This is a genomic window from Methylotenera versatilis 7, from assembly GCF_000799165.1.
GTDB lineage: Bacteria > Pseudomonadota > Gammaproteobacteria > Burkholderiales > Methylophilaceae > Methylotenera_A > Methylotenera_A versatilis_A.
Genome location: NZ_JUGF01000002.1, coordinates 899,594 through 915,803, shown reverse-complemented (window position 1 = coordinate 915,803; position 16,210 = coordinate 899,594). Strand labels below are relative to the sequence as shown.

The window sequence follows — 16,210 nt, the reverse complement described above, 5'->3', positions numbered from 1 at the left end:
TGGATAATATTTAGCAATGAATAAGGATAGCAGACATGCAATTTGAACATACCTCTAAACAATACGATGCCGAACTGGAATCCGTTCGCGCTAAAGTGCTTGAAATGGGCGGCTTGGTTGAGCAGCAAATTGTTAACGCATTAGAAGCATTAACCAAAGCAGATATTAAACTCGCCAAAGAGGTTATGGATAACGATGCGCGCGTTAATACCCTTGAAGTGCAAATTGATGAGGACTGTAGCCATATTATCGCTCGCCGTCAGCCGGCGGCAGGCGATTTACGCATGGTTATGATGATAGTAAAAACCATCACCGATTTAGAACGTATTGGTGATGAGGCGACAAAAATTGCCCGTACCGCACAACGTATTTTTGATGAAGATCGCATGTACAAGCCGCGTTTTACTGAAATCAAAGCGATGGTTAAAATCGTACGTGAAATGCTGCGTACATCATTAGACGCATTTGCACGCTTGGATGTAAGCCAAACGGTAGAAGTGGCAAAACAGGATGAGTTGGTCGATGAGCAATTTCGTGCCGCGATGCGTCAATTGGTGATGTACATGCTGGAAGATCCGCGTACGATTTCCATGTCATTAGAAGTATTGTTTGTGGCAAAAGCGATTGAGCGTATCGGCGACCATGCTAAAAATATCGCTGAATATGTGGTGTATATGGTGAAAGGCAAAGATGTTCGCCATAGCAGCCTGCAAGAAATGGAACGTGAGACCTTAGAGCCTTAAGCGTTATTTCTGCTGGCAATCTCAGGTTAGTGAGCTGTTTAATAAAAAAGCACCTTTATCAGGTGCTTTTTTATTTATTTACGCTTACTCAATCACGCCACACAACATGCGCTTCCCGCCACCACCCAATGGTTTAGGATGATCGGAATGATTGTCTCCACCCGCGTGAATCATGAGTGATTTTTTTGATAAGTCTGTCAATTTAAGTCGTGGTGCCAATACTGGCTGATTAGCTACGCCATCGGCATTCACAAAGAGTGGCGGCAAATCACCTAGATGCCCATCACCCCAAGGATAATCATGTTTAGCTGTTTTCTGTGGATCCAAATGCCCACCCGCGGCCAAACCAGCTACTTTTTGCCCGTCTTTTTCCAGAGCATTACAACTGGGATTTTCATGCACATGAAAACCATATGACCCAGGTTTTAATCCTGCAAGATCAGGTGTAAAAACCAATCCATATTCAGATTCAGTCACCACTACTTGACCAGCTTTTGCACCAACAGCGGATTCATCAATAAAGTTGACTGGGATAGTAAGGTTATTTCCGGCTACTGATAAAGTCGAGTAAGAAAAAAACAATATTAATGTGTGTAGCTTCTTCATGTAGGTTCCTATTTTTATAAATACTTCAGCTTCGGCTGTGAAATGTGAAAAACGTTCTGTTTCTTAAAACAATTAAGTATCCAACCAATACATGCCAAGCGGCGGAATGCTTAACATTGAAGTGGATAAATCAATGATGTCATCTGAAAGCAGATTTTTTACCACAGCATGTGACAATAAGCCAAGCTTACGTAAACCGTCAATATCGCATGATTGTTCTGCGTGGTCAAAGTTACAAATCACTAGCACGCGCGGATATCTTCCTGCACCATCAAACCGCACAAAACAAAACAGGTGTGGATTATCCAATGCAATTAACTCACGATTATTATGATCTGCAAATGCGGTAATTTCTTTTCTAGTTACAATCATCTTTTTTAGACCAGAAAAGATGCGCTGTTCAACAGTGCCTTTTTCGTTGCGCAGCTCACTTCGCTGCCAATTCATTATTTGGCGGTGAATCCAGCGATTATCGTTTTTTTTATACTCATCCTTTAAATACGCTCTATCGTTTAACGTGCCAATCGCATCACCATAATAAATCAACGGTATGCCACCAAAAGCCAATATAACGCCATGTAGTAGCAAGATGGTGTCAATACTGCGTTGAATTGCATCGGCATCATTTTGTTCAATTGCCGCTTCTAATCCTGCCAGCGAGGCGAGCGAACCTGCAATACGTGCATCGCCATTCTTAATATTAGTACCAAAGGCAATACCCTTAGCGGTAGAGCTTGCAGATTGCCCTGTGTAATAATTCAGTAAAAACTGACGGTGCAATGCAGGGTCATACCCAGCGAGGCGAATGTCATTATCATCAAATCCCAAGCCAATATCATCATGGCAGCGCACATAGTTAAGCCAGGTTGCACGTTCTAATTTATCTGGAATTGACCTAATGGCACGATTTAGTAGCAGGGCATTTTTTGTGGCTACGGCCTCCCACAGCAGCGCCATTAATGTCGCGTTATAAGCAATTTCGCACTCTTTGGCGTTAATCGCATCTTCGCCAAAATACTTAATCACTTCAATTGGTGCAACAATCGCCTCGGCAATAAATAAGACGCCGGGCGCGGTTACCTGGCAACAATCTTTCATCAATTGTAATATCCAGTGTGCTTCGCGCTCATTCTGGCAGGTACTGCCGATTTTCTTCCATAAAAAAGCAACTGCATCCAGCCGGATAATATCCGCACCGTGATTAGCCCAATATAAAATGATGTCTACCATTTCAATAAAAACGGCGGGGTTTTGATAATTTAAATCCCACTGATAATCATTGAAAACGGTCATCACCCATTTGCCCATTTCCGCGTTCCATGTAAAGTTACCCGGCGCATTTTCCGGGAATACTTCAGGCATGGTTTCCTCATACAAATCGGGCATACTACGGTCATCAAAAACATAGTAATAATCTTGGTATTTTTTATCCCCTGCTATCGCTTGAAGCGCCCAAGCATGTTCATCAGACGTGTGATTCACCACCACATCCAGCACTAGCAATGTATCGCGTTTTTTAAGATTAACTGCCAGCGCATCCAGATCTTCAACCGTACCGATTTCTGCATTGATATTTCTAAAGTCGCGCACCGCATATCCGCCGTCACTCTTACCTTTGGGGCAATCTAAAATCGGCATGATGTGCAGCATATTGATACCAAGCTCTTGCAGGTAGCCCAGCCTTTTATCCAAGCCTTTTAGATTTCCGGAAAATTCTCTGCAATAAATTGCATAGCCTACCCATTGCTGACTTAAAAACCAGTTATGGTTTTTTTCGCGCGCCAGATCAAGCTGACGCAAATCTTCTGAGCGTGCGATATATGAGCGCGTGAGTATTTTAACTAACTGATGTAGTTGTAATTTGAAGTCGTCACGATGACCGTACAATTGATGGAATAGCGAATAAATCGCATAAAAGTTCGCACCTAATCGCGTATAAAAATACTGCAGGTTTTTATCTTTAATTTCCGCTTCAATTTCGGTCAGAATGTCGTTTAACAACGAATGTGAAACTTGCTCATACATAGCCTTATGCCTTATTTCACCACAATAGAAGCCTGTAAGCCATAATGCGCCAGGCCTTCTAGAATACCCGCCGCATAATGTTGCGAGGCAAAATAGATATGCTCGCTGTGGCGCAATCTTTCTAACTCCTGACTATAGTTACCCACCACAATCGCACGCGTATCGCCAATCAACATTTCAAAATCGTTACCAGAATCTCCCGCCACTACAAAGTTTTCCAGCGGCAGGCCCCATTTATAAGACAGATAACGAACGGCATGACCTTTAGAAGCGCGCACCGGCAATATATCTAAAAACTCCTCATGTGAGTAAATCAGTTGAGCGTGCAAGTTGTATTGACGCAGATGGTTTTTAATTTCACTCAAAGGCGGCATTACCGCTGGTTTTGCGATATAGCTTAATTTAAATTCACGCTGATTCTCTGGTGCTTGTAAAGTCAATCCCGGGAAATGGGCTAACGCTTTTTCAAGTGCATCTTTTCGCCACATGTACCGAATATGCGCTGACCAGCCAGTATCTGGCACTAATTTTTTACCATAATGAATCTCAGAACCGACAGAAGTAATCAGCACATCCGGTATGTTAACCTGATTTTTTTTAAGGATTTCCACAGCACTTTCAAGCGATCTCCCCGTCGCTACACCAAAAACACAGCGCGCTTTATTCTTATCTATCCAGCCTGTTAAATCTTTTAGCGATTTTTTATTACCCACCAGCGTATTATCAATATCACTAATAAGCGCCATGCTGGCCAGCGGTATACGCGATTTTTCCGTGTTTGAGATTTCTGCGTTTAAATTTAAAGCCTGTTGACGACGCAAACGTTTTTGATCGCGACGTAACAATCGGCTGACTTCTTTCATATATTTATCCACATGCGCAGCCCAACTATAATGCCGCCAAACTCCAGCCAAGCCACTAGTAGCCGATTTGCGCCAGCGTTTTTTATCTGCTAATACGGACAATAAACCATCCGCAATCGCGCTACTGTCCAACGTATCTACAATCACCCCATTGCGGCAATTGTCCAATATATCGCGCGGGCCGCCATCATCTGGCGCCACGAAAGGTAAACCACTTGCGGCGGCCTCAATCAAGGTTAGGCCAAACGGCTCTGTAAAAGCCGGGTTAACAAATACGCCGCGACGCCTTGCCGCCAAGCGATACAATTCGGGCACATCTTCTTGCGCGACGAATTTTGGAATTGCCACTTTCCCCCATAAATCATAGCGATCTAAATCGAACAATAATTGCGTCATGACCTTTCGCTGCGATTCTTCTAAACCTCTGATATCTTCGCGCTCGCCCGCCACAATCAATAAATTAGCTGCCGCCTGCAACGCCGGGCTATTGCCATACGCTTCAATTAAACCGTGTATGTTTTTGCGATCATCTGGCCTGCTCATGGCAAAGATAAGTGGTTTTTCAGGGTCCGCTAAATAACCATCAATTTTTTGCTGTATCGGTGTTTCTTGTTTCAATCGACCAGGCGGAAAGAATCTTGACGTATCCGTGCCTGGCGGAATCACGCTAAAACGTGATTGGTTAAAATTATTGTACATGCCATATTGCTGCTCAATCTCTTGCTTGGTGCTGGTCACAATCAATGAGGCATGCTGAATAATATCTTCTTCAATGGCAATGCGGCGTTCAAAATTAAATTGCTTTTCAATGGCAGATGCTTTTCTGCCACTTGCCATTAAACGATCTCGTTTAGGGTGCCCAAGTGAATGACCAGTATGTATTTGCGGTATACCAAGTAGCAATGATAATTGCTGCCCGACATAGCCGGCATCCGCATAATGCGTATGGATTAAATCGGGGATCCTGGCCTGCTGCCTTAGAAAATGTAATGCTTTATCAACCACTTGATCTAAATGTGGCCACAACACTTCTTTTCTTAAATAGCGTTTCGGCCCGCAGCGCAATCGTATAATGCGCGCGCCTGGGTCCAGTGGTTCTTCTGTTGCGGCATATTCCGCAGAAATGTTCTTATCTTCAATTAATCTGGTGAGCAGGTCGACTTTATCCACGCTTTTATGTTTTGCCAGCGCACGCGCCAATTCCACCACATAAGTGACCTGTCCGCCTGTATCGGCATCTTTCCCCAGCTCCAAATCATTCGCACGAATCAATCCATGCATGCTAATCATCAGCACGTAAATAGGATTTTCAGACTTTTCCTGTTGTTTATTCAAATTATGATTAACTATAGATTCCAATGATTAACAAAAGGCGTGTAAAAACCAGTATCTGTTGGCGCACCGCCACGAATGCTGCAAACTGCACCAGCAAATTCATTCGCACGGTTAATCATAGTGGCATGATCCCAATTTAGTATGTTCGCTACCATACAGACAGATGAAAATGCATCACCTGCACCAACCGAGTCTATAAATGGAGCTTGCATGCTAGATACAGCTGTGGTTTCAATGATATTCTCATCTGCCAGCACCCAGGCACCTTGCGCACCTGCGGTGACAATCACTTGTTTAATGCCAAATTCAGTCGCTAATTGTTTGGCTTTATCATGCAGGCTTGCGGCATCCATTTTGAAATACTTAGCAATAATAGCTAACTCTACTTCATTCATCTTAACGATATCACTGCGCAAAATAGAGCGTTTTATCATATGCTTATTGTAAAAGGGCGCCCGCAGGTTAACGTCTAGAAAGCGCGGGCATTTGCCATCTTCTAAAAACTTATCCAGCGCCAGACGAGAGGGCATACTACGTTGTGCCAGGGTGCCAAAATAAACCATTTCCGGCTTCAGTGACATGGTCACCATATGCGTAATACCGGCGTGGATATGGTCATACGCCTGGTCTTCCAATATATCAAACTGATGCCCGTCACTGCTCATTTCTACTTTGACTTGCCCTGTCGGATACTTGGCATCGATTTGCAGGCCGGATACATCCATTTTTAATCGCTGCATTTCTTGCAAAAACTGTTTACGCAAGGCGTCTTGGCCAGTTCTGGTAATCATCACCGGATGCATACCAAATGCCTGTAAATGGCGCGCCACATTAAATGGTGCGCCACCAAGAACTGTTTGATCAGGGAAAATATCCGCTAATACTTCGCCAAATACGCCAATGACTTTTTTTGACTTGGCATGTATTTCATTTAATGACAATGTCGTTCCTTTGTTAAGTGATATGGAATTGGTTAAGGCATGGCTTGAGCCTTGCACTCCATTTAATGCTTATTAATGCTTTGTATTTAAAGCAGATTCAACTACTCAATGCTACAAATCGGTCAATGGAATTAAGCCCGCATTAACATCCTTGCTGTTAATTTGCAGCGACAGCAAGGCTAAGCTTTGCGTTAAATTTTCCAGCACATCTGCATCTAAACGATCAAGCGCGTCTCGTAACACGCCTCTAGGTGATGGCGGTGCGTTTTTGATAATGGCCAACCCCTGCTCTGTGAGCGACAGACGCACAACGCGCTGATCCGTTGTTTCGCGCTTTTTGACAATCAGCATTTTTTTAACCAGTTTTTCAATTAAGTTACTTGCTGTCGATTGATGAATCGCTAAGTTAGTTGCTAGCTCAGACACTTTTAAATCTGGCGCTTTATGCAACTCGTATAGCACCCAAAGCTGAGAGTTGCTAATGCCGCAAGCAGACTCCGTATCGCTTGAATGTTTCTTAACCGAGCTAAAAATCACCCGAAAATGCTGTAATGAAGCATTAGCTAATTTGGCCTGTAATTCCTGATTTACTAAAAGTGCTGGTTTTTCTGTCATATTCTTAAGTTAAGTAAAAAGTTAGTTAATACGATTAAAACGCGCAAAACTGAAAATGAGTGTACGCCACCAATTACATTTGTACAAATATATTTTGTATAAATGTAATTGACCTTATTCATAATTTTCTAATCCATTTAAATAAAAAAAGTTATCGCCTCAGAAAGCAAAAAACCATACTAAGACTAGTATGGTTTTTTTACGCTACACCTACTCAATTAATTATTTTGGGGCGGCATATATTATTGCGGCACATAACCACTCGCCGTATCGGCACCGTCACCAAAAAAGTATTTCTCCGTTTGCTCGCTTAAATATTTACGCGCTGCCGGATCTGCCAAGCTAAGGCGATTTTCATTCACTAGCATGGTCTGTTGTTTTAGCCATGCCGCCCAAGCTTCTTTAGAAACTTGCTGATAAATACGTTTGCCCAACTCACCTGGATAAGGAGGAAAATCCATGCCCTCCAGCTCTTTACCTAATTTAATACATTGTACTGTGCGTGCCATCTGCAAACCTTTTTAGATTAATTAACTTGAAACAAAACAATATGATAACGCATGTTAAAATAATCCGATTAATTTTAATGAATGTTATTGCGCAATGAAAATAGACCCGACTAATTCAAACCAATCGTCAAACCAAGCGCATACTGAAAGTCCTTTTAAAGGCAAAACCGGTTTGCGCCGCCTGTTCAATGCATTTGGTTATTCACTGGATGGCTTTAAAGCCGCATATAAACATGAAGATGCTTTTAGGCAAGAAGTGTTACTGGCAGCGATATTCATTCCACTGGCATTTTATTTAGAACAAGCGGCTTTAAATCGTGCTTTAATGATAGGCAGTGTTTTACTGGTGTTGATTGTAGAGTTATTGAATTCAGCAATTGAAGCCGTTGTTGATCGCGTTTCCATCGAACGCCACGAACTGGCCAAACGCGCGAAAGATATTGGCAGTGCGGCCGTGTTTATTGCACTGGCAAATGTAGTGATTATTTGGTGCTTAATCCTGATTAACTAGGTTTTCATATCAATCCAGTACCAAATAATTTTCAGCAATTATTCTTTAAAATGCCAGCCATGGTTACCATAGCCGTCATCTCTGTACTCTAATAAAGTTAACCAACCTGCCGCTACTGAAATAAAAAATACCAACCCTAATACAATATATTTCACTGGACTTATATTTACCCTAACTTAATTGAAGTTACTTTATTGATTTTTTAAAAAATCATTTGGTTCAGTTAGCTAGCGTTAAAAATCCCCACGCAAGCCAATTAACAGTGACCGCTGACCTGCTGGCGAAATGTCTTTTAAGAACGATGTATGCTCACGAATCTCATCATTGAGCAGATTATTGGCTTTGGCAAACAATTCCAGATTAAGCTTGGTCGGCAATTTATACGCCACTAAAGCGCTCACATTGGTGTAGCTATCGGTTGCCAATTCATTTTCAGCTGTATTGTCTTGTTTAAAGGCGTGCAATGCATCCAGCCTGATACTAAAGCGATTTAGCTGATATTGCAGGCCAGCGCCTAGTCGTAGCGGCGAGATACGTGGCAGATATTCATTTGTACGCTTTTCTTTAGCATGCACATAATCACCGCGAATCGTTAAATCCAGATTATTGGCAACGTTGAATTTACCTTCTGCCTCCAACCCTTTGAATACCGCTGGCACCGCTCTGAATTGCGCCACAGGTAGATTCTCAACTGGCTCAATTTCACCCGTATCAAAAAGCCCGATGAAATTATTAAATCGTGTGTAATAAGCGCCTAGACTGAATGAATTTTTACCTTGTTTCCAACGAATCTGCGCATCGATACCATTCGATTTTTCGACATCAAAATTACTATTACCCAACTCAAATTGACCTGTCGCGATATGCGCGCCATTGGCATATAACTCAAAATAACTCGGCACGCGCTCGTTGTGCGATAAATTGCCGGTTAACGACCATTGCTCGTTCAAACTGTACAAGCCACCTAGCGCAAAGCTGTTTGGATTAAAGCTGTTATTTTGGCCTATGCCAAAATTGGCATTGTCTTTTGAATCAACCGATGTATGGCCTAAACGACCGCCAAAAGTGATTTTATGCTGTGTTTTTTCATTATTACCTATCGGCAACTCTTCATACAGATATAAAGCATGACTTTGTGAGTTAACACCCGGCACAAACGCCTCTTCGCCCAATGCTTCAAAATTAGTATTGCTGAACTGATAACCAATAACGCCGTTCAAATTGCCTAAGCCGGTTTGAATTGGCGCATGCCCAGCCTCAAATGAACCTTCAACGCCACGATTTTTAAAAGTCGTACCAACTTCGCCATCTTCTAATTCGACATGTTCATAATCGGTATGCGCCATGCGAAATTTCACGCGATTAATCACATTTCCCAAGTCAGTAAACTCACTCGCTACATCCCAGCGGTCACTTTTCATATCAATGCGCACAGCTTCTTCCGCCACAGTGCCATAGTTATTATTCATAGTGGAATACGAAATACCAGCGTAGCCGTTATCAAATGTCAGCGATGCACCCAAAGCACCGCCATCGCCGTCTGAGCTACTATTCACCAGCTTGCCACGATTTTCGCGTGGTGTGCCATCCGCTTCACTTTTACGTTTTGATACAGCAAAACCGTCAATATCCAGATCATCCGTTTTACGCTTGTACACATCCGCGTGAATCGCAAACTGTCCATTACCCAGGTCTACAACCGCCGCACCGTTTCGCGTATTATCCGGCCCACCAAAACGTGTTTCGGCACGTCCAGTAATTCCATCTAACTGCTCTTTAGGAATACGATGATCAATCGCATTCACCACGCCGCCAACAGCACTGCCGCCATATAGTAGTGCGGCTGGTCCGCGCACCACATCAATTTGTTCAATAATCAGCGGGTCTACACTCACGGCATGGTCAAAACTTAACGATGAAGCATCTAAAATACCGACACCGTTTTGCATGATGCGCACACGTTCTGCGTCTAAACCGCGAATCACCGGACGTGAGGCATTCGGCCCAAATTGAGTCGCCGTCACACCAGGAATACCATTTAACGTTTCGCCAATTGTGCCTTCACGCCTAAGGCTTAGTTCGCGCCCATTCAGCACGCTCACTGGCACAATCAACTCATCAGAATCGACGCCTAAAGGATTGCCAGTAATCGCCACTGGCGCTATTTCAATATTGGTTTCTTCAGCGAATGCATTGCTGGTAAATAATGCTGCAAGCGCCAAAATAATAGGTTTACATGCAAATGCCTTACGCATTTGCGATTGATTGATGTCGTACATGGAAATTCCTCAAAAAATAGTAATAGCCAGCAACAAGTTGCTGGAACATGAATATTTATGAGGTTTGAGGTGGCGCGCGCGCAGCGTAATGCTGGCTGGTGGTGTTGAAAAAATTGGCTTTTAGACTAATTACAGCAATTGAAACTGCTTGCTGTAAAACAAAAACATAAGCTTGCGAACTCAAGCCATTATCAATACCTGCATGACTAATGCACTGCTCACATTGATGATTCGGAGTATTTTTATCCTGCTGTGTTTGTTGCGTTAAATCGGCAAAATGACTAATTTCATGCGTTGCAATGCCCATTTGCGTGAAAGCAAATAGCACAACTAAGCTTAAATGAACAAAAATCCTATGCAACATAGTTGCAATACTAGCAGAAAATAAGGTTAAAAAATAATTAAGTTTAAAAAAAGGCCGCTAAAGCGGCCTTTTAAACACACATAAATTGACCTAATTAGCGAATTAATTAGCAACGTTCCACACTTGTGACTGCGTTAGCCATTTACCATCAGCACCTTTAATCAAGACACTTGTTGTGATTCCACCAAAAGCCGGCACTTTGCCATTAGCCTCTGCTCCGTTAGCACTCCATTTAGATATTTGGTAAATCATATTGCCAGAACCGCCCACATTAACGACTTCTAGCGTATGGTTGTGCACACCATTTGCAACAAAACTCTTGAATAGACTCTCAATTTCAGTTCTGCCAACCAGAACCTTTCCATCTCCAGGAGATAGTGTTGCATTTTCTACATATTGGTTTGACAACGCTTTTGCATTGCCAGTGTTGAGCGCTTGATTCCAAGCTGTGTTTGCTGATTCAACAATTGATTTAATGTTGCTATCCCCAGCCACTGCACTAGTCGACAACCCCAAAGTTAATAGCAAAGACACACATGTACTACTTAACAAGTTTTTCATTTTAAAATTTCTCCTAATTAAACTGTGTAAATAACAACCCTAAAAAATATTGGCTTTAATTCAATAATCTTTAAAACCAAATTGATTAGCATCATTATAGTTAGCTAACTAACTATGTCAATATAATAAACTAGATTCCTTTAGATTTTCTTAACATACGCCATCATTTTATTAATCACCAGGTAACAAACTGTACATAAATTTCAGGCTAAAAATAAAAAAGCCCAAGGTTCTCCAAGGGCTTTTTCATACAATGTCTTAATTATTAACTTACAACAAATTTTAAGCGTAATTTTTTTCTGCGAAATCCCAATTGGCCAGCGAAGCCAAAAACGCTTCTACAAATTTAGGGCGTGCGTTGCGATAATCAATGTAATATGCATGTTCCCACACATCAATTGTTAACAGTGCTTTGTCGCCTGTTGTTAATGGCGTACCTGCTGCGCCCATGTTCACGATATCCACGCTGCCATCCGCCTTTTTAACTAGCCATGTCCAACCAGAGCCGAAATTACCAACCGCTGAAGCCTGAAAAGCTTTCTTAAATTCATCAAAACTGCCCCATTTTTTGTTGATTGCATCGGCTAATGCGCCTGTAGGAGCGCCGCCGCCATTTGGCTTCAAGCTGTTCCAAAAAAATGTGTGGTTCCAAATTTGCGCAGAATTGTTATAAATGCCGCCAGATGATTTTTTAATAATTTCTTCAAGACTGCTGTTTTCAAACTCAGTGCCTTTAATCAAATTATTCAAGTTGGTCACATAGGTTTGGTGATGTTTGCCATAGTGAAAATCCAGCGTTTCTTCTGAAATATGCGGTACAAGCGCATTTCTAGCGTAGGGTAAAGCCGGTAGTGTATGTTCCATTTTGTTTTCCTAACATTGGTTAATGGTTTGTGATTATTAATTTATATAACGTACATTAATATATATTGGGTGCTAAACGTACATTTAAACTGCAAATTTAAATAAAATTTAAATAAAATTTGAATTAATTGCTAATTATTTGGCGAGTTTCTTTTTAGCTCTTGGATGCGCGGCATCATATATTTTGCTTAAGTGCTGAAAATCTAAATGCGTATACACTTGCGTGGTGCTAATGTTGGCGTGACCAAGCATTTCCTGTACGGCGCGCAAATCTCCGCTGGATTGCAGCACATGTGTAGCAAAACTGTGCCGCAGCATATGCGGATGCACCGATGAATGAATACCTTGTTTGATCGCCCACTCTTTGATGCGATATTGAATATTACGTGCCGAAATCCGCTTGCCTTGCAAGCCAATAAAGACAGGTTTATCAGCTAGCTCACTCACCACATTGGGGCGTACTGCCAACCAGCTTTGTATGGCTTTGATGGCAAAATCACCTAGTGGCACAATGCGCGTTTTATTGCCTTTACCTGTTACCGTTACCGTGCCTTCTACAAAATCCAGCGCGCTCATATTCAAATTAACCAACTCACTCAAACGTAAACCAGACGAATAAAATAGCTCTAAGATGGCATGGTCGCGGGCACTTAATACACTATCTTCTTCAATATTCACCAGTTTAACGGTTTGCTCAATGGATAAAGCTTGCGGCAAAGTTTTTGCCGATTTTGGCGCACGCAAACCTAATACAGGGTTTTGGGTATAGCCATGATCACGAATCAGATAATTAAAAAATCCACGCCAGCAAGATAACAGTCGGGCGATACTTTTTCCACCCAAGCCTTTGCTGTGTAAACCCGCGACAAAACGCCTGATATGGGTGTTTTGCAATTCGCTTAATTTGGTCAGTTCGCTTGCTTGAATCAATTGCGCCAAATCTCTGGCGTAATTTTGCCGCGTCAATGCACTTAAACCACGCTCAAAATTTAAAAAATCAAGATATTGCTCAACCAAGCTTTTAGAAGCTGGTTTTTCTTCAGAAATTTCCATTAAGTTTTGAACAGCCATTGGTTTTCTATACCAGCGCCAAATCTAAAATATCTTAGTCAGTAGTATCCATTATGCAAAATCAAGCTGTCTTGATAATGCAGCGCTCACAAGTTCACCTATCTTATTTAAGAAATCTGTGCCCATGCCTTCATAAAAACGATTTTCGCTATCACTAGCCAATGCTAGAAATCCAAACAATTGCGCATGGCGTAAGGGAATGATAGCAAGCGTGATGGATGGGTCTATGAACCAATCCTCCCCCACAATCGCAGGCGGCTTACCGCAATAAGGTTTAGCCAATGCAGCAACCCAGGTTTTAATCATTTCAGAAGTCTCGCTGAACACTAGATTTGCTTTGCTAGATTGCTCCAATGGCTGCACCCAAACGCGCAGACAAGTGTCACTTAAGTCAAAAAGCTCAGGCAAATCATGACTAATTAACTGCTCAATCGCATCGAAACTTTTTGCCTGGTGCAAACGCACATTAAAAGCATGCACTTTATTCGCAGAGGCATCATTTTGTTGTGCATTCAAAACCAATTCAGAGAATCTGCCCTCAAGCGCGCTAATTTTGTCACGCTGCGCCAATTGCTGACGCTCTGCCAATGAAATCGTGCCGTTACCGTGCGGGCTTGGTAGGTGAATATCCGCTAGTAATGCAGCGTTTTCTTCAAAAAATTCAGGGTGATTTTTTAAATAGGCTTTGATTTCGTCTAAATTTATTTCTTCTAACATGCAATATTCCCTAAATTAACCATTAACTTTAATAAAAACCTTAAATCTCAACCTGTCCTTCGAACACAAACTCTGCCGGCCCAGTCATCATCACTGGCTCAGCTTCTCCAGGCCAGGCAATATTTAGTTTTCCACCACGCGTATTCACCGAAACTGGTGATTGCAAAAGCCCCGAAGCAATACCGCTGACCGCTGCGGCGCAAGCACCTGTGCCGCAAGAAAGCGTTTCGCCGCTACCACGTTCGTACACGCGCAGATTGATTTCATGCGGATTCACAATTTGCATAAATCCCGCGTTAACCCGTTGTGGAAAACTCGCATGCGCTTCAATTTGTGGTCCAAAGGTCGCCACATTTGCAGTTTCTACATCATCCACCAAAGTGACTGCATGTGGATTACCCATTGAAACGGCCGAAATCATGATTGTTTCTGACTGTAACTGCAATGCATACTGCACTTGCCGATTTTCCACAGCAAAAGGAATACGTGCTGGCTCAAAAACAGGGGCACCCATATTCACCGTCACTTGGCCATCTGATTGTAATTGCAGCACAATCACGCCGCTAGCTGTTTCAACTTTAATGTGTTGCTTTTGCGTTAAACCTTTTTTAGTGACATATCTGGCAAAACAACGTGCGCCGTTGCCACACTGCTCCACTTCCCCGCCATCTGCGTTAAAAATACGGTATTTAAAATCCACATCTGCTGATGTGCTTTTTTCAACCATCAATAATTGATCGCAACCAACGCCAAAATAGCGATTGGCTATTTTTTTGATTTGGCTGGAACTAAGCGCGATACTTTCTGAATAGCCATCAATGACGACAAAATCATTACCCGCACCTTGCATTTTTGTGAACTTTAGTAGCATTTTTACCTCAATTAGTTACTCATATTCTACCAAATTTGAGTGTTTACAAGTGGTTAACCATGTACAATCCGTAATCCAACAGTGATTAACAATATTTGCTTTAGCCTTTAGTCGATATTGTTTTCTCTTTTATAAATATTTAAGTTTTCAAGGCGCACTCATGAACGAATACCTTTTTACCTCAGAATCTGTTTCTGAAGGCCATCCGGACAAACTCGCAGACCAAGTATCTGACAGCATTTTAGATGCTATTTTAGAACAAGATCCAACCGCCCGAGTGGCTGCTGAAACTTTAGCTAATACTGGCTTGGTCGTATTAGCAGGCGAAATCACCACTACAGCCAACGTTGATTATATTAAAGTCGCACGTGAAACGATTAAACGTATTGGTTATGACAATACAGAATACGGTATCGACTATAAAGGTTGCGCCGTATTAGTTGCTTATGACAAACAATCGCCAGACATCGCACAAGGTGTAGATGGCGCACAAGACGACCCATTAGACCAAGGTGCAGGCGACCAAGGCTTAATGTTTGGTTATGCGGTTGATGAAACGCCACAACTCATGCCGTTACCGATTTGGTTAAGTCACCGCCTAATGGAGCGTCAAGCACAATTACGTAAAGATGGCCGTTTGCCATGGCTGCGTCCTGATGCGAAATCACAGGTGACCGTGCAATATGTAGACGGTAAACCATACAAAATTGATACGGTTCTGGTATCTACACAACACTCGCCAGAAATCAGTCTGGAAGATATTCGTGAAGCGACGATTGAAGAGATTATCAAACCGATGTTGCCTAAAGAGTTAATCAAAGGTGATATCAAGTTTTTAGTGAACCCAACCGGTCGTTTTGTCATCGGTGGCCCACAAGGCGATTGCGGTTTAACAGGCCGTAAAATCATTGTCGATACATACGGCGGTGCAGCACCTCATGGCGGCGGCGCCTTCTCAGGTAAAGATCCTTCAAAAGTAGACCGTAGCGCGGCTTATGCTGGTCGCTATGTTGCAAAAAACATTGTGGCTGCCGGCTTGGCATCACGTTGTTTGGTGCAAGTCAGTTACGCGATTGGTGTTGCACAACCCACTTCTGTGATGGTAGAAACTTATGGCACAGGCAAAGTTTCGAACGAAGTATTAACCCAATTAGTACGTGAACATTTTGACTTACGTCCTAAAGGCATTGTGAAGATGTTAGATTTACTACGCCCAATCTACACAAAAACGGCAGCTTATGGGCATTTTGGTCGAGATGAACCTGAGTTTACATGGGAAGCGACAGATAAAGCAGCTGCATTAAAAGCTGCCGCAGGTCTGTAATGCCAATTTTA

General features: G+C 42.4%; 16 protein-coding genes. 3 read left to right on the top strand and 13 right to left on the bottom strand.

Features of this window, described 5'->3' with window-relative positions:
• The first annotated feature begins 35 nt into the window (after window positions 1-35).
• Window positions 36-743, top strand: coding sequence for a phosphate signaling complex protein PhoU (gene phoU / locus K370_RS08390; protein WP_047540798.1), 708 nt, complete (start codon window positions 36-38; stop codon window positions 741-743).
• Between the two features lie 84 nt (window positions 744-827).
• Here the strand turns inward: phoU and sodC are convergent, their stop codons facing one another.
• The 6 genes from sodC to K370_RS08360 form a co-directional block, all read right to left on the bottom strand.
• Window positions 828-1,349: a superoxide dismutase family protein gene (sodC, locus tag K370_RS08385; RefSeq protein WP_047540795.1), complete on the bottom strand. Its 522-nt coding sequence runs from the start codon at window positions 1,347-1,349 to the stop codon at window positions 828-830.
• Window positions 1,350-1,421: 72 nt separating this feature from the next.
• Window positions 1,422-3,374, bottom strand: coding sequence for an alpha-amylase family protein (locus tag K370_RS08380; protein ID WP_047540792.1), 1,953 nt, complete (start codon window positions 3,372-3,374; stop codon window positions 1,422-1,424).
• Between the two features lie 11 nt (window positions 3,375-3,385).
• The gene (locus tag K370_RS08375; protein ID WP_200883509.1) at window positions 3,386-5,527 is read right to left on the bottom strand and encodes an HAD-IIB family hydrolase; all 2,142 of its coding nucleotides are present in this window, start codon (window positions 5,525-5,527) and stop codon (window positions 3,386-3,388) included.
• Window positions 5,528-5,583: 56 nt separating this feature from the next.
• A complete protein-coding gene (locus K370_RS08370) occupies window positions 5,584-6,513 on the bottom strand; it encodes a carbohydrate kinase family protein (protein ID WP_047541840.1) in 930 nt (309 codons plus the stop codon).
• A 111-nt stretch (window positions 6,514-6,624) separates the two neighbouring features.
• Window positions 6,625-7,128: a MarR family winged helix-turn-helix transcriptional regulator gene (locus K370_RS08365; protein ID WP_047540782.1), complete on the bottom strand. Its 504-nt coding sequence runs from the start codon at window positions 7,126-7,128 to the stop codon at window positions 6,625-6,627.
• Window positions 7,129-7,370: 242 nt separating this feature from the next.
• A complete protein-coding gene (locus K370_RS08360) occupies window positions 7,371-7,637 on the bottom strand; it encodes an oxidative damage protection protein (protein ID WP_047540780.1) in 267 nt (88 codons plus the stop codon).
• Window positions 7,638-7,731: 94 nt separating this feature from the next.
• Between K370_RS08360 and K370_RS08355 the strand changes: the two genes are divergently transcribed.
• Window positions 7,732-8,148, top strand: a complete 417-nt coding sequence (locus K370_RS08355; RefSeq protein ID WP_047540779.1) for a diacylglycerol kinase — start codon at window positions 7,732-7,734, stop codon at window positions 8,146-8,148.
• A gap of 233 nt (window positions 8,149-8,381) precedes the next feature.
• On the opposite strand, the gene K370_RS08350 is transcribed toward K370_RS08355, so the two are convergent.
• From K370_RS08350 to dapF, 7 genes are all read right to left on the bottom strand, one after another.
• Window positions 8,382-10,427, bottom strand: a complete 2,046-nt coding sequence (locus K370_RS08350) for a TonB-dependent receptor (protein ID WP_047540776.1) — start codon at window positions 10,425-10,427, stop codon at window positions 8,382-8,384.
• 55 nt (window positions 10,428-10,482) lie between these two features.
• Window positions 10,483-10,791 carry a hypothetical protein gene (locus tag K370_RS08345; protein ID WP_235272724.1) on the bottom strand — a complete coding sequence of 103 codons (309 nt, stop codon included), beginning with the start codon at window positions 10,789-10,791 and terminating at the stop codon, window positions 10,483-10,485.
• A 102-nt stretch (window positions 10,792-10,893) separates the two neighbouring features.
• Window positions 10,894-11,352 (bottom strand): YybH family protein, encoded by a 459-nt coding sequence (locus K370_RS08340; RefSeq protein ID WP_047540773.1) that lies wholly within the window; start codon window positions 11,350-11,352, stop codon window positions 10,894-10,896.
• A gap of 282 nt (window positions 11,353-11,634) precedes the next feature.
• Window positions 11,635-12,216, bottom strand: coding sequence for a superoxide dismutase (locus K370_RS08335; RefSeq protein WP_047540770.1), 582 nt, complete (start codon window positions 12,214-12,216; stop codon window positions 11,635-11,637).
• A 135-nt stretch (window positions 12,217-12,351) separates the two neighbouring features.
• Window positions 12,352-13,287: a tyrosine recombinase XerC gene (gene xerC, locus K370_RS08330; protein WP_047540767.1), complete on the bottom strand. Its 936-nt coding sequence runs from the start codon at window positions 13,285-13,287 to the stop codon at window positions 12,352-12,354.
• Between the two features lie 51 nt (window positions 13,288-13,338).
• Window positions 13,339-14,004, bottom strand: coding sequence for a DUF484 family protein (locus K370_RS08325; RefSeq protein ID WP_047540764.1), 666 nt, complete (start codon window positions 14,002-14,004; stop codon window positions 13,339-13,341).
• Between the two features lie 40 nt (window positions 14,005-14,044).
• A complete protein-coding gene (gene dapF / locus K370_RS08320; protein WP_047540762.1) occupies window positions 14,045-14,875 on the bottom strand; it encodes a diaminopimelate epimerase in 831 nt (276 codons plus the stop codon).
• 160 nt (window positions 14,876-15,035) lie between these two features.
• On the opposite strand from dapF, the gene metK reads away from it, so the two are divergent.
• The gene (metK, locus tag K370_RS08315; protein ID WP_047540760.1) at window positions 15,036-16,199 is read left to right on the top strand and encodes a methionine adenosyltransferase; all 1,164 of its coding nucleotides are present in this window, start codon (window positions 15,036-15,038) and stop codon (window positions 16,197-16,199) included.
• The last annotated feature ends 11 nt before the right edge of the window (window positions 16,200-16,210 follow it).

Coding starts and splice junctions, on each gene's coding strand:
- phoU (WP_047540798.1), top strand. CDS start 36: ATGCAATTTGAACATACCTCTAAACAATACGATGCCGAACTGGAATCC.
- sodC (WP_047540795.1), bottom strand. CDS start 1,349: ATGAAGAAGCTACACACATTAATATTGTTTTTTTCTTACTCGACTTTA.
- K370_RS08380 (WP_047540792.1), bottom strand. CDS start 3,374: ATGTATGAGCAAGTTTCACATTCGTTGTTAAACGACATTCTGACCGAA.
- K370_RS08375 (WP_200883509.1), bottom strand. CDS start 5,527: ATGATTAGCATGCATGGATTGATTCGTGCGAATGATTTGGAGCTGGGG.
- K370_RS08365 (WP_047540782.1), bottom strand. CDS start 7,128: ATGACAGAAAAACCAGCACTTTTAGTAAATCAGGAATTACAGGCCAAA.
- K370_RS08360 (WP_047540780.1), bottom strand. CDS start 7,637: ATGGCACGCACAGTACAATGTATTAAATTAGGTAAAGAGCTGGAGGGC.
- K370_RS08355 (WP_047540779.1), top strand. CDS start 7,732: ATGAAAATAGACCCGACTAATTCAAACCAATCGTCAAACCAAGCGCAT.
- K370_RS08350 (WP_047540776.1), bottom strand. CDS start 10,427: ATGTACGACATCAATCAATCGCAAATGCGTAAGGCATTTGCATGTAAA.
- K370_RS08345 (WP_235272724.1), bottom strand. CDS start 10,791: ATGTTGCATAGGATTTTTGTTCATTTAAGCTTAGTTGTGCTATTTGCT.
- K370_RS08340 (WP_047540773.1), bottom strand. CDS start 11,352: ATGAAAAACTTGTTAAGTAGTACATGTGTGTCTTTGCTATTAACTTTG.
- K370_RS08335 (WP_047540770.1), bottom strand. CDS start 12,216: ATGGAACATACACTACCGGCTTTACCCTACGCTAGAAATGCGCTTGTA.
- xerC (WP_047540767.1), bottom strand. CDS start 13,287: ATGGCTGTTCAAAACTTAATGGAAATTTCTGAAGAAAAACCAGCTTCT.
- K370_RS08325 (WP_047540764.1), bottom strand. CDS start 14,004: ATGTTAGAAGAAATAAATTTAGACGAAATCAAAGCCTATTTAAAAAAT.
- dapF (WP_047540762.1), bottom strand. CDS start 14,875: ATGCTACTAAAGTTCACAAAAATGCAAGGTGCGGGTAATGATTTTGTC.
- metK (WP_047540760.1), top strand. CDS start 15,036: ATGAACGAATACCTTTTTACCTCAGAATCTGTTTCTGAAGGCCATCCG.